At 61.4% G+C, this 12,522-nt stretch carries 10 protein-coding genes (1 of these 10 cut by a window edge); 7 read left to right on the forward strand and 3 right to left on the reverse strand.

Translation table 11 applies throughout. The features are described from left to right. On the forward strand, window positions 1-253 hold the end of the coding sequence (locus CCE89_RS04030) for a lipopolysaccharide biosynthesis protein (protein ID WP_086437001.1). It extends 1,277 nt beyond the left edge of the window; only the last 253 of its 1,530 coding nucleotides appear in the window; its start codon lies beyond the left edge, outside the window; its stop codon occupies window positions 251-253. Here the strand turns inward: CCE89_RS04030 and CCE89_RS04035 are convergent. Then, window positions 162-1,046: a glycosyltransferase gene (locus CCE89_RS04035; RefSeq protein WP_086437002.1), complete on the reverse strand. Its 885-nt coding sequence runs from the start codon at window positions 1,044-1,046 to the stop codon at window positions 162-164. The genes CCE89_RS04030 and CCE89_RS04035 overlap by 92 nt on opposite strands. A 128-nt stretch (window positions 1,047-1,174) precedes the next feature. On the opposite strand from CCE89_RS04035, the gene CCE89_RS04040 reads away from it, so the two are divergent. After that, window positions 1,175-2,170 (forward strand): retroviral-like aspartic protease family protein, encoded by a 996-nt coding sequence (locus tag CCE89_RS04040; protein WP_234989927.1) that lies wholly within the window; start codon window positions 1,175-1,177, stop codon window positions 2,168-2,170. Window positions 2,171-2,241: 71 nt separating this feature from the next. Then, the gene (locus CCE89_RS04045; protein ID WP_086436696.1) at window positions 2,242-4,083 is read left to right on the forward strand and encodes an ABCB family ABC transporter ATP-binding protein/permease; all 1,842 of its coding nucleotides are present in this window, start codon (window positions 2,242-2,244) and stop codon (window positions 4,081-4,083) included. On the opposite strand, the gene CCE89_RS04050 is transcribed toward CCE89_RS04045, so the two are convergent. Then, on the reverse strand, window positions 4,084-6,912 hold the full coding sequence (locus CCE89_RS04050; RefSeq protein ID WP_086436697.1) for a M16 family metallopeptidase: 2,829 nt from the start codon (window positions 6,910-6,912) through the stop codon (window positions 4,084-4,086). 238 nt (window positions 6,913-7,150) lie between these two features. Here CCE89_RS04050 and CCE89_RS04055 point away from each other — a divergent pair, with 238 nt between their 5' ends. The 3 genes from CCE89_RS04055 (at window position 7,151) to CCE89_RS04065 (ending at window position 9,806) form a co-directional block, all read left to right on the forward strand. Further along, on the forward strand, window positions 7,151-8,656 hold the full coding sequence (locus CCE89_RS04055; RefSeq protein WP_086437004.1) for a SulP family inorganic anion transporter: 1,506 nt from the start codon (window positions 7,151-7,153) through the stop codon (window positions 8,654-8,656). 21 nt (window positions 8,657-8,677) lie between these two features. Then, window positions 8,678-9,244 (forward strand): SixA phosphatase family protein, encoded by a 567-nt coding sequence (locus CCE89_RS04060; RefSeq protein ID WP_143255953.1) that lies wholly within the window; start codon window positions 8,678-8,680, stop codon window positions 9,242-9,244. Between the two features lie 199 nt (window positions 9,245-9,443). After that, window positions 9,444-9,806, forward strand: a complete 363-nt coding sequence (locus tag CCE89_RS04065; protein WP_086436699.1) for a cupin domain-containing protein — start codon at window positions 9,444-9,446, stop codon at window positions 9,804-9,806. 42 nt (window positions 9,807-9,848) lie between these two features. Here CCE89_RS04065 and CCE89_RS04070 read toward each other — a convergent pair whose 3' ends face one another. Next, complete coding sequence (locus CCE89_RS04070) at window positions 9,849-11,540, reverse strand: alpha/beta fold hydrolase (RefSeq protein ID WP_159456576.1); 1,692 nt, start codon at window positions 11,538-11,540, stop codon at window positions 9,849-9,851. Between the two features lie 354 nt (window positions 11,541-11,894). Here CCE89_RS04070 and CCE89_RS04075 point away from each other — a divergent pair, with 354 nt between their 5' ends. Then, on the forward strand, window positions 11,895-12,386 hold the full coding sequence (locus tag CCE89_RS04075) for an Imm26 family immunity protein (protein WP_086436701.1): 492 nt from the start codon (window positions 11,895-11,897) through the stop codon (window positions 12,384-12,386). The last annotated feature ends 136 nt before the right edge of the window (window positions 12,387-12,522 follow it).

Consider the following 12,522-nt stretch of genomic DNA (forward strand, 5'->3'; position numbering starts at 1 on the left):
GTTCGCCAACGGCCTGATGGTCGTAGCGGTGATGGCGCTGGACTGGCTCGTGCCGGTCAGCTCGCCGTTCCTGGAGCTGGTCATGCACGGATCGGTCGGCGCTGCGACCTATGCGCTCGCGCTCTTCCTGCTGTGGCCCAACATCCTGGCAGAGACCTGGGCTATGCTGCGCCAGCGCGGCGAGCATCCGCCCGCATCGACGTCAGAGCCTGCCGATCGAACCAGTAATACCGCGGATCCAGCCGCGGTCTGAACGTCGGCAGGTGCTCTGCATAAAGCGTGGCGAGATATTCGGGCAGCGCCTGCGGACCCTCGCTACGCATGATGCGGCTGACGATGCGGTTCTGGAAATGACGTACGCTGTAATTGCGCATCCGCCGCGCCTGCAGCGCTAGCGATGAGATGCTGGCAGTGATCGGCTCGCAAAGAAATCCTGCCCCGGCGCAGGGTTCGACGCGCCTGTCATCCCAGTGGCTTTCATCTTCGAGATCGGTCTTGGCCAGCGCACAGATCAGCCCGTCATCGCCGATCAGATCTTTGGGAAGACGAATCCCGCGCGCGCGCACGCGCGAGACGAAATTCCCGCTCAGCGCATAGAGATCGCCGAACAGCCCGTGTTCGCGCATGATGCCTTCGCGGTAGGCCCCGGCCCGGCGACCATTGGCCGGAAGACCGGATGCCGCGTTCGCACCCGTCTCCGCCAGCGCCCCAACGAGCGCATCGATCGAGCCGGGAAGGACCTCGGCATCGCCATCGACGAACACGTAGGCGTCTGCGTCCACCCCCGGCGTATCGAGCACGATGCGGTTCCAGCTGCGCGACTTCCCGCCCTCGGGCCAGTCATGCACGGTGATACCGGCGAAACCGCGCGCGATTTCCGCCGTGCGATCGCTTGAGCCGTTGACGACGACATGGACCGCGATGGCCTCGTCCTCCAACGGAAGCGAGCCAAGGCAGGCCGCGATCCTGCGCTCCTCGTTATGGGCAAGCACGATGACAGCGACCGTGCGGACCGCCGAAGATGAAGCTGAAGTTTTGCGGTCCATGCCGTTGCCCACCACGTTCATGCGCGCCCGATACGCGATTGCATTGGTGCGCCATAGCCAATTCGTCGGACCCGGCTGCAAATTGAGGTAAACTCCCGCGTTTGGGCTTTCGCCGCGAGAGTGGTAAATTGGCCCGGGGACAGAAGGGCGGCGTGCGGGCTCGGTCGCCGCCACGCGAAGAGGAAAACCTGACGATGCACACCTTGTGGCTCTCGCCCGCGCTGCTTGCCATGCTGGCCGGGCCGCTCTCCGACACAGCCGATGAGCAGGCGATCGCGCCCAACCTCACCGATGCACAGACCGAAGTGCTGGCGATCCGTGAAGACCAGCACAATCGCTACACCGTTCCCGTCACTATCGACGGGGCGGGTCCGTTTCACTTCATGATCGACACGGGTTCGCAGGGTACGGCGATCACCGATGCCGTCCACGCGCAGCTCTCTCTGGCTCCGGCGGGTACGGCCACGGTGGTCGGGACCGCCAGCCGGAAACAGGTAAACCTGGTCGAGGTCGAGAGCCTCGGCCTCGGGTTCCGCACGATCTACGATATCGAAGCGCCGGTCCTGATGAAGGATCATGTCGGCGCGGACGGGATTATCGGGCTCGACACGCTTCAGGACTTGCGCGTGCTGATCGACTTCCGTGAGGAGTCGATTGCCATCGCCGACACGCATGAGAAGGTGAGCCGCCGCGGATACGAAATCGTGGTGCTCGCCCGGGAGAAGCTCGGTCAGCTGCTGATTTCGAACGCCGTGGTCGAAGGAGTGAAGGCCACCCTGATTATTGACACAGGTGCTCAGGGCAGCATCGGAAACATGGCGCTGCGCGATCGCGTGCGCCAGCGGCGCGAGCACGAGATCCTCACGACCGACGTCAACGGTGTGTCCATGATCGGAAATTTCACTTTCGCCCGCTCCGTCACAATCCAGAACATGGAACTGAGCAATATCCCGATCACCTATGCCGATACGCCCGCTTTCGAGGCGCTGGGCCTGACCGACGAGCCTGTCCTGATGCTGGGCATGCGGCAACTGCGGTTGTTCGACCGCATCGCGATCGACTTTTCACGGCGAAGGGTCCTGTTCGATCTGCCCAAGCAGAATCGTTCTCGCGGCCGGTACTAGGCTTCAATCCGGGCGAAGCCTCATTGCGGAGAGCTTGCCTCCATGGCTGATCACGCCCACATGGGCACGCAATGCCGCCCGATACAGGAGATAACCGCCCGCTAGAGGCCGATGGCTGGCACCTGATCAGGCGCTTCCTGCCGTATCTCTGGCCGCGCGGCGACGCTGGGCTCAAACAACGGATCGTCACGTCGATCCTGCTCGTGCTTGCCGCCAAGGCGATCACGCTCGCTCTGCCGTTTGCCTACAAATATGCGGTCGATGCGATGTCGCAGCCTCCTGCCGAGGTTGCGGGCGTGGCAATCGCGCTGGTGCTCGCCTACGGTCTCGGCCGCTTTACCGGGACCGCCTTCGACAACCTGCGCAACATCGCTTTCGAACGGGTCGGCCAGACCGCCACTCTCCATCTGGCGCGCGATGTCTTTCACCGGCTCCACCGCCTCAGCCTGCGTTTCCATCTCGAACGCCGCACCGGCGAGGTCGCAAAAACGATCGAGCGCGGGACCAAGAGCATCGACACGATGCTTTATTTCCTCATGTTCAACATCGCCCCGACGGTGATCGAACTGACCGCCGTGGGCGTCATTTTCTATATCAACTTCGGTTGGGAGCTCGTCGCGGCGACCGCCGTGACGGTGGTTCTTTATATCCTTGTCACGCGGTGGATCACCGAATGGCGAACCAAGCTCAGGCGCGAGATGAACGAGCTCGACGGGCAGGCGCTCCACCGCGCTGTCGACTCGCTGCTCAATTACGAGACTGTGAAATACTTCGGGGCCGAACGGCGCGAAGAGGCGCGCTACGGGGAGGCCGCGCACCACTACACCGAAGCGGCGATCAAGACCTCGAACTCGCTCGGCCTGCTAAACATCGCGCAGGCCTTGATCACCAACGGTCTGATGGCGGGCGCGATGGCCTACACCGTCTGGGGCTGGAGCCGCGGGCAATTCACCACCGGCGATCTGGTGCTGGTCAACACCTACCTGCTGCAGCTTTTCCGCCCGCTCGACATGCTGGGCTTCGTCTATCGTTCCGTCCGCCAAGGGCTGGTCGACATGGGCGAGATGTTCAAGCTGATGGATACTTCGGTCGAAGTCACCGACGCTCCCGGCGCACCCGCCCTCGCCGTGAGCGAGGCGCGCATCACCTTCGAGAACGTGGTGTTCCAGTATGACGATGGGCGCACCATCCTCCATGGACTGAGCTTCGACGTGCCCGCCGGGTCAAGCGTGGCCATCGTCGGACCATCGGGTGCCGGCAAGAGCACGATCGCACGGCTGCTGTTCCGGTTTTACGATCCGCAGGGCGGGCGAATCCTGATAGACGGGCAGGACATTGCAGGCGTTACGCAGGAAAGCCTTCGGGCCGCGATCGGCATCGTCCCGCAGGACAGCGTCCTCTTCAACGAGAGCGTCGGCTACAACATTGCCTATGGTGCTGGCAGCGCTGGTGACGAAGTTACCGAGACCGAATTGCGCCGCGCTGCCGAGGATGCCGCAATCCTGCCCTTCATCGAGAGTCTGCCACAAGGCTTCGATACCATGGTTGGCGAGCGCGGTCTGAAACTGTCCGGAGGCGAGAAACAGCGCGTCGCGATCGCTCGCACGCTGATCAAGGATCCGCCGATCCTGCTGCTCGACGAGGCGACAAGCGCGCTCGATTCCCGAACCGAGCAGGACATTCTCTCGACGCTGAAACGCGTCTCCCAACGCCGCACCACTATCGCGATCGCGCACCGGCTCTCGACAATCGCCGACGCTGACAAGATCCTCGTCCTCGACCACGGTCGCCTTGCCGAGGAAGGCAGGCACACAGAGCTGCTGGAGCGCGGCGGGCTTTATGCCGAAATGTGGGCGCGCCAGGCCGCCGAGCGCGATGACGAGGAAGACCCCCGCGCCCAGGCGGCCGAATAGCTAGCCCCCCTGCTGCATGAGATCGGTGCGCGAGAAGTCGATCTCGCCCGCCTCGATCACCTCGACATCGGGACGGATCGCCTTGAGATCATCGAGAAACTCCGACGCATTGCCCACGACGATGATCGTGGCTTTTTCCGATCCGACATATTCGGCCGCCACAGCGTCCGCCTGCGCTGGCGTCACCGCAGCGAGATTGTCGGCGTAGCGGGCCGCGTCGGCGGGCTCGAGCCCGTCGAGCAGCAGGTTCGCAACGATGCTGTTAAAGCCGGACGAGGTTTCGAGGGCGCGCGAGTAGCCACCGCTCAGATAGAGGCGACGCTTGCTGAGCAGATCGTCGGAGATGGGCTCATCTCCGAGACGGTCGAACTCGTCGAGGAAGACTTGGACCACTTCGTCGGCTGTCGAGTTCTGCGTCTGCGCCGATGCGATGAGGATGTCGGTGCCGAGGCCGCTTCCCGCGCCATAGCTGATCGACCGCTTGGTCCGCACTTCCTCGAAAAGGCGGCCCGACGAGCCGCCGCCGAGAATCGCGTTCGCAATCTCAAGCGGATGATAGTCTTCATCGGTACGCGAAGGCGCGCGCATTCCGGCATAGACCGCCGCTTGCCCAGCATCGGGCAGGTTGATGACGACGGTGCGAACGGGCTCGCCCGTCCCGGTCGGATCAGCAATATCGGCAGGGGCAGGCGTTTCCACCTGCCAATCGCCAAGCAGATTTTCGGTCAACGCGATCGCATCCTCAGGTGCGATCCCGCCGCTGACGATCACTTGTGTACGTTCGGGCCGCCACCATGTTTCGCGGTGTGCGATCAGGTCTTCGCGGGTCAGCGAGGCGAGGCTTTCGGGCGTACCGCCGGGGATCGTTCCGTAGGGCGAATCTCCGTAGAGGACCGGTCGCGCGACAAGCCCTGCCAGACCGCCCGGGTCCTTGAGCGTGATGGCCAGTGCGTCGACCGCGCGTTTGCGCTCGCGCTCGAACTCGGCTTGCGGGTATTCTGCGGCGGTCATGATGGCTGCCAGCACCTCGCCTGCCTCGGCGATATTCGCGGTCGGCGCGGTCAGGCTGAAGAAGGATCCCTTGGAACCCGCCGTCGCGTTGAAGCTCGCGCCGAGACTTTCAAGCTTGCGCGCAATTTCGGCGGCACTCATGCCGCCAGCACCCTGCTCGGCAATCTGCGCGGCCATCTGGGCGAGGCCCGCTTTCTCGCGAGGGTCGCTGATCGAACCGCCCGGCACCAGTACCGTCATGGTCGCGATAGGAACATCGCCGGTCTGTGCAGCAACGATCTCGATACCGTTGTCGAGCGTTGCCTCCACGATCTGGGCACTGGCGACTTCCGGTCGTTCGCCCGGACCGGGTACGGGCTCGCGCTGACCATCCGGTGCCACCGACAACGGCTCACCGGTCGCATCGGGCAGTGAGCGGAATGTCGGCATCGGCACCGGATTGGCATATTTCGAAGGATCATCTTCGCCGGCTGTATAGGTTATGTCGGTGCGCGCATTCTCGTTGTAATAGGTGCGTGCAACGCGCTGGACGTCTCCTACCGTCACGGCGGCAATCGCAGCGAGCCGGCGATCGGCAGCCGCCGGGTCTCCGGTCTGGACCAACGCCTCACCCAGTTCGAAGGCGCGACCACGCGCGGTCTCGCGTCGGCGCAGCGAACTGGCGATGAGCTCGCTCTTCGCTTCGGCGAGTTCGGCCTCGGTCACGGGTTCATCGCGCATGCGCTGGCGCTCTGCGATCAGGATCGCGGCGACTTCCTCGGCATCGGCAGTCGGATTGGTGACTGCGAACTGCGCGAGCATGCCCCCCTCTTCGGACAGGTCGGCGAAATGTACCGCCTGCACTGCCTTGCCGGTACGGACCAGCGCTTCATGCATGCGGCTGTTGTCGCCGCGCGCCATGATCGCATCCATCACTTCGAGAGCGGGCGCGTCGGGATGGTCGATCGAGGGGAGTTTCCAGACGGTGCCGACCAGCGGCAGCGGCACATTGGGCGCAGTCGCATTCACGACACGCGGTTCCGTCCGCTCTGGCGCCTCGAAATCGATCGACACATCGACCGGATCGGCGCGGCGCGGAATATCTGCGAAATAATCGTCGACGAGCGAACGCAGCGCATCCATCTCGAAATTGCCAGCGACGATCAGGGTCGCCGTGTCGGGCCCGTAATAGGCCTGGTAGAAGGCGCGCGCATCGTCCAGCGTGGCGGAATCGAGGTCCTCGATGCTGCCGATACCGGGCCGGCGATAGGGCGAGATGTCATAGGCCGATTCCGGCAGGACGAAGCGCTGGAAGCGGCCGTAGGGCGGCGCGAGCACACGTTGGCGCAGTTCTTCCTTCACGACGTCGCGTTCCTTGTCGAACACCTCCTGGTCGATCACCGGAAAGGCCATGCGCTCGCGGTGGGTCCACAGCATCGCTTCGAGATATTCCGCCGGAACCGTCTCGTAATAATTGGTCCGGTCCGGGCTGTTCGAGGCATTGCGCGTGCCGCCGACGTCGGCGGTGAGCCCGTAGATCATGTTGTAGGGCATGTTGCGCGTCTTGCGGCTGAGGATGTGCTCGAAGAGATGCGCGAATCCGCTGCGCCCTTCGGGATCGAGCTTCGAGCCGACCTCGTACCACATCGATGTCGTCACGGTCCCGGTGCTGCTGTCGGGGATCGCGATGATCTGCAAGCCATTGTCGAGCGTCCAGCGCTCGAACTGGATTTCCGGGGCGGTGAGCGCGGGACCGCTCGCCTCGTGATTGTCGGCCAGCGCTGGCGTTGAAACGAGTAGCGCGGCGGCAGCGCAGCCGGTCATCAGATTGCGGATCATTGAATGTCGTCCCCTTGAATTGCGAGCAATTTCAATGGGAATAGAGCGGTTCACCGGCGTCCCGGCAAGTCGAAAGCCCGCAAATCCGGTAAAAGCGCGATAGAAATCGACCAAATACCTTGACCGTTCACGGGATCTGCCGGTTGCGCTGCACTGCACAATAGGCCAAAGGACGCAGCGCATAGTCGTGAGCCTCGCGCCGCGCATCATCCGCAATACAATCCCGCAAGGCCTTGTCATGACCCAAGCCGCCCAACCGGCCAACGGCTGGTTTTCCAATATTCGCGCCGACGTGCTCGCCGGCATCGTTGTCGCGCTCGCCCTCATCCCCGAAGCGATCGGTTTCTCGATCATCGCAGGCGTCGATCCGCGCGTCGGGCTCTATGCCTCGGTCGCGATCGCGATCGTGATCGCCTTCACAGGCGGGCGGCCCGGCATGATCAGTGCCGCAACTGCGGCGGTGGCCGTCGTTGTGGTACCACTGGTGCGCGATTACGGGGTGGAGTATCTTTTCGCCGCGACGATATTGATGGGTATCTTCCAGGCGATTGCAGCGGTGTTGCGGCTCGACCTGCTGATGCAGTTCGTCAGCCGTTCGGTCATCACCGGCTTCGTCAACGCGCTCGCAATCCTGATCTTCACGGCGCAGCTGCCGCAGCTCGACTTCACCCAGCCCAATATCGGCTGGATGACCTACGCCATGGTCGCGGCCGGCCTTGCGATGATCTACCTCATTCCCAAGCTCACGACCGCCGTGCCAAGCCCGCTGATCGCGATCATCGTGCTGAGCGCGCTCACCATCTATCTCGACCTGCCGGTCAATCGCGTCGCCGACATGGGCGCTCTGCCCGAAGGCCTGCCCTATTTCGCGCTGCCCGATGTACCGCTCACCTGGGAGACGCTGCAGATCATCGCGCCCTACTCCTTGACCATGGCGGCTGTCGGCCTGCTCGAAAGTTTGCTGACGGCGCAGATCGTCGACGACATGACGCACACCGGATCGAACAAACGCCGCGAGTGCGCCGGGCAAGGCGGCGCCAATATCGTCGCCGCATTGTTCGGCGGAATGGGCGGCTGTGCGATGATCGGCCAGTCGGTCATCAACGTGACGAGCGGCGGCCGCGGCAGACTGTCCTCGCTCGCCGCCGGCGTGACGCTGCTGGTGCTGCTCGCCGTGCTCGGCCCGCTGGTCGGCCAGGTCCCCATGCCCGCGCTGGTCGCGATCATGATCATGGTTTCGATCGGGACTTTCAGCTGGAACTCGATCCCCAATCTCGGCAAGCATCCGTGGCAGTCGAGCGTCGTCATGCTCTCGACCGTCCTGGTCGTCGTCACCACGCATAACCTCGCGCTGGGCGTGCTCGCAGGCGTGATCCTGTCGGGCGTGTTCTTCACCCACAAGGTGATGACCATGTTCGAGGTGGTGCGCGAACGCGAAGGCAATACCGCGATCTACCGCGCCAAGGGGCAAATCTTTTTCGCCAGCGTCGACCGCTTCGAAGCGGCGCTCGGCCCGGAGAGCACCCAGCCCGATCCGGCGGACCACGTGATAATCGACGTGCGCAAGGCGCATTTCTGGGACATTTCGGCCATCGGTGCGCTCGACAAGGTGGTCGAGCGGATGCGCCGCAACGGACGCAGCGTTCAGGTGCGCGGGCTCAACCGGGCCAGCACCGACCTGTTCGACAAGTTCGCGCTGACCGACAAGACGGGCGTCGAGATCGGACTGGCCCCGCACCCTTGAGCGGACTTGCCAGTCTCGGATTTGTTGCTCAAGCTTCGGGGCGAAGCGTGCTCGCGCAGATTGAGGGAGGGTTCGATGAAGACATGGCGAGGATTGGTGCTGATTGCAGCAGCCATGCTGGGAGCATGCGCAGTTCCATCTACGCTCGATCATTCCGGAACGAGCGCCCCGACCACAAACGAGAAAACAATCTTCGTCATAAGGCATTTGCACAAAGCGCAAGGTGACGATCCGCCGCTCAACAAAGAGGGCGCTGCTGCAGCGGAACGCCTGGCAGATATGTTGGAGGACGAAGGGATCCTGGCGACTTTCGCGACGCCAACCCGGCGAGCCAGGGAAACCGCCGCGCCTCTATCCAACAGGATTGGCGTTGCGATTACAGAGTACGACGCTCGCAACCCCGAAGCCCTGGTCGCCTCGGTTTCTGCTATCGATGGCTCGGTGCTCGTCGTAGGCCACAGCAACACCGTTCCCGATCTGGTCGAACGCTTTGGCGGCTATCCGGCTCCTCGATTAACCGAAGACGATTACGGGACGATCTTTGCAATCGACCCGATGGGTAACGTCGAAGAATTGCCCGTCGACTGAAGTGACCGGACCAGCACCGACCTGTTCGACAAGTTCGCGATGACCGACAAGACGGGCGTCGAGATCGGACTGGCGCCGCACTCGTAAGCGGAACTTCCGCCACTGGGTGGAAAGCGGACAGGCAGAGCGGCATCATTTGGGCGGCAAATTATGACGGTTTCGCTCGCCTAGTCATTAGTCGGAGATTAAGGCTACCTCCATGAAGATGTTTCACGGCAATCAGCTTGAGAGAGCGGCCGACTCGCACGGCTTTCAGTTTCCTAATTTTGAGAACGCCACCATCAAGTTCCGTCGTATCGAGAGTTCATTCGAGTGGCACGAGAATGAGGGCCAAGAGCTTTTCATGGTGCTCGATGGTGAACTCCAGATGCTTGTTCGAGAGTTTGGCAGTACAGATGAGCGTGTCGAGTTTATGGCTGCCGGTGACATTATGTTGTTAGAAAAGGGCGATTCTCACGTTGCTCGACCAAATGGATCGGTCAAAGTTATGTTCGTTGAGACCGTGCTACTGGAAACTCGAGCAAAGCAGTCTGTCAAATGTAGGGCCGAACCTGTACGTTAGTATCGGCTGCTAATAACGGCGGTAGACATTATCACCGGAAAACTATTTCGGTGATGCTTCCACTCGGTCCAGAAAAGCCTGCACATCATTAGCGAACCGGAACGGCTCATCGAGAAATGGGAAATGCCCTGACCGTTCATAGGAAAGCAGATCGCCGGCAACAATTTTTGACACCAGCTCTTGCTGCGGCTCGATCGCGGTCTGGTGGTCGAGCGCGCCATCGATGAAGAGCACCGGCATCGAGAGACGCTCGGCTGCCTCGAAACGGTAGCTCATCAATCCCTTGCTCCAAAGCGCATTGCCGAGTTCGCCGGTGTTCCCGAGACCGTCGATATTGTCCCACTCCTCGACCTGCCTAGCGACTGTGGGGTTCGGGAACATCGCTTGCTCGATCCAGTCTTTCCTTTGCTTATCGTCATAAGCTGCGAAGGGCTCACATTTCTGTGTGCCATCGACCATTGAGATGCTTCGCCGATACGCATCGGGATCTTCGCTCTCGAGCCGCTTGCAAAGCGCTTGGAGCGCTTCTGGCATGTCGGGTATCGCTCCCGTCAGGACTAGCCCTGCAACCCGGTCAGGCTGCTTGGCGGCGTATTCAAGGGCAAGAACACTCCCGAAGCTGTGCCCGAGGAGAATGGCTTGGTCTGCACCAATCGTGTCCAAGAGTTCGTCCAGATCAGAAACCAAGATTGGAATGGAGTAGAGGTCCGGATTGCTCGGCCGGTCTGAGCGTCCCGAGCCGCGCTGGTCGAAATAGACGACGGTGGTAAACTTCTCCAGCTCTGGGCCGATCGACGCTTGAAAGGTCTGGCTGCCTTGGCCAGGCCCACCGTGAAGCAGCACGATGGGTGTGTCCGAAGGCTTACCGGCCACGCGATACCATTGGCTGACCGGCCCCGGAGAGGTCTCGATGCGCCCTCCGTGCGGGGACGCAGACACGTCCGTCGTCGTTGTTTGGCGGCGGCGATCAATCAGCCAGACGCGCTTTTCGGGAAAGTCTGTCACGATCATAAAGTGGCGCAGCAGACTTACGCCGACATTGGCAGGTACCTGGAGGTCCGAAGAAACGTGAGCACGCACGTCGTAAAAGGTGCGGCCGGCCAAGGTGACTTCTGGAACGATAACAACGGCGCGCAGCAACGAACCGCCGATGCCCCCTGCGGGTTCGAAGCCTACTGGCGAAAGGTCGAGGTCAGTCGCCAATTTCGATGAGATCAGCAAGCCTGAGCCGTTGCCTAGGTCAAAGTCCGCCCGCAACTGTCCAAGGGGGCCAAATTCTACAGGGATGGTCTCAATGCCATGTGAAGGCGAGAGATCGAGCGCTTTTCCCAGAGGTTGCGTGTCTCGTTCCACCCAATCGATACGGCCTCCTTCGATATCGACCGCAATACGGCCAGCGTCGAAGATTTCCCTGCCAAGGACCATTGGCAAGGGAGCATTCAATAGGCGCGAGCCGACGTCCGAGAGATCCATTACCGCGGCCACCGGTATATTAACATTACGACCTAGAGCGTTCAAAGTGATGTTCTCCACGAGTGAAGCTCGTACTGTTTTGGCGCCTGTTCCTCGCGCCTCTACTTCAGTTCCGCCCGTTAGGCCGAGAGCGTCGCCCGTATTAGTATCGAAGATGGTCACTTCGGCACCGCTGTCTAAAAGGGCTTCCACCTCTTTTCCTTCGACAACGACGGTAACGAAAACGCGGTCGCCTCGAACTTCGAGGACTTCAGCGTGCAAGGGAACTGCGCCCAGTCCGACTAGGATGGTGAGAAGGTTTCGTATCATGTGCTCGACATAGTCGGAGTGTTGAGCCCGCACATAACCTGTCGATTAAAGGCGAGTTTGGTCCGACGAATGGAGCTTTATGAAGTGCGCGAAGGTAACTTCGCATCGATTCCGGAGGCTTTTGACACCGCCAAACATAGGATCGATCTCAGCCAGCCGGGTGGCCCCGAAAGTTCACATTCAAAGTCCGTAATCGGCTCGTTAGCCGAAAGTCTGCTCTTGGCACAGCGTTAGCTCGGTGAAACCGTCGTGAGATGGTAGAAAGCGGACATTGCGATTACACGCTGGTTCGAGTTAGCCAAGGTCATGCCAAGTAAGCGAATCAGACGACGCATCGGTGACATCCTGAAGATCGATTTAGGTGACGGGATACAGTCCTATGCTCAAGTAGCCGACGAGCCACTTGTGGTCTTCTTCGGCGGTTTCTTCACCGAAGCGCTGCCGCCGGAGCAGGCAATCGACCTACCAGTGTGGTTCCGTATCTGGGTTCATAACGACGCTATCAAGAAAGGCCGTTGGCATGTGCTCGGTAACGCGCCGCTGGCTGCTGAAAACGCAGCGGAGCCATACTTCTACAAGCAGGATGCAATCACCGGAGCACTATCGGTCCACCACTCAGCGTTCGCGAATACCGGATGGGAACGACCCGCATCATTGATTGAATGCGATGGACTTGAGTGCGCCGCTATATGGGACGCGGAGCACGTAGAAGAACGGCTCCGGGATTCCTACGCGGGGCGTCCGAATCAATGGCTTGAGAGCCTGAGGATTGACAAGAACGCCCTCCCGAAAGCGTGATACAGCTAGAGTCCGTAATCGGGTCGTTAGGAGCCGGTCCGCTGCTGGCACATCACTGACCCGGTGCAAGCGGCTCCTGATGGGTGGAAAGCGGACCTAGCGAGACTTGTTGAGTGGGAAAGCTGCTAGTCCGATT

This window comes from Altererythrobacter xiamenensis, assembly GCF_900177715.1.
GTDB classification, from domain to species: Bacteria; Pseudomonadota; Alphaproteobacteria; order Sphingomonadales; family Sphingomonadaceae; genus Erythrobacter; species Erythrobacter xiamenensis.

Coding starts and splice junctions, on each gene's coding strand:
- CCE89_RS04035 (WP_086437002.1), bottom strand. CDS start 1,046: ATGGACCGCAAAACTTCAGCTTCATCTTCGGCGGTCCGCACGGTCGCT.
- CCE89_RS04045 (WP_086436696.1), top strand. CDS start 2,242: ATGCCGCCCGATACAGGAGATAACCGCCCGCTAGAGGCCGATGGCTGG.
- CCE89_RS04050 (WP_086436697.1), bottom strand. CDS start 6,912: ATGATCCGCAATCTGATGACCGGCTGCGCTGCCGCCGCGCTACTCGTT.
- CCE89_RS04055 (WP_086437004.1), top strand. CDS start 7,151: ATGACCCAAGCCGCCCAACCGGCCAACGGCTGGTTTTCCAATATTCGC.
- CCE89_RS04065 (WP_086436699.1), top strand. CDS start 9,444: ATGAAGATGTTTCACGGCAATCAGCTTGAGAGAGCGGCCGACTCGCAC.
- CCE89_RS04075 (WP_086436701.1), top strand. CDS start 11,895: ATGCCAAGTAAGCGAATCAGACGACGCATCGGTGACATCCTGAAGATC.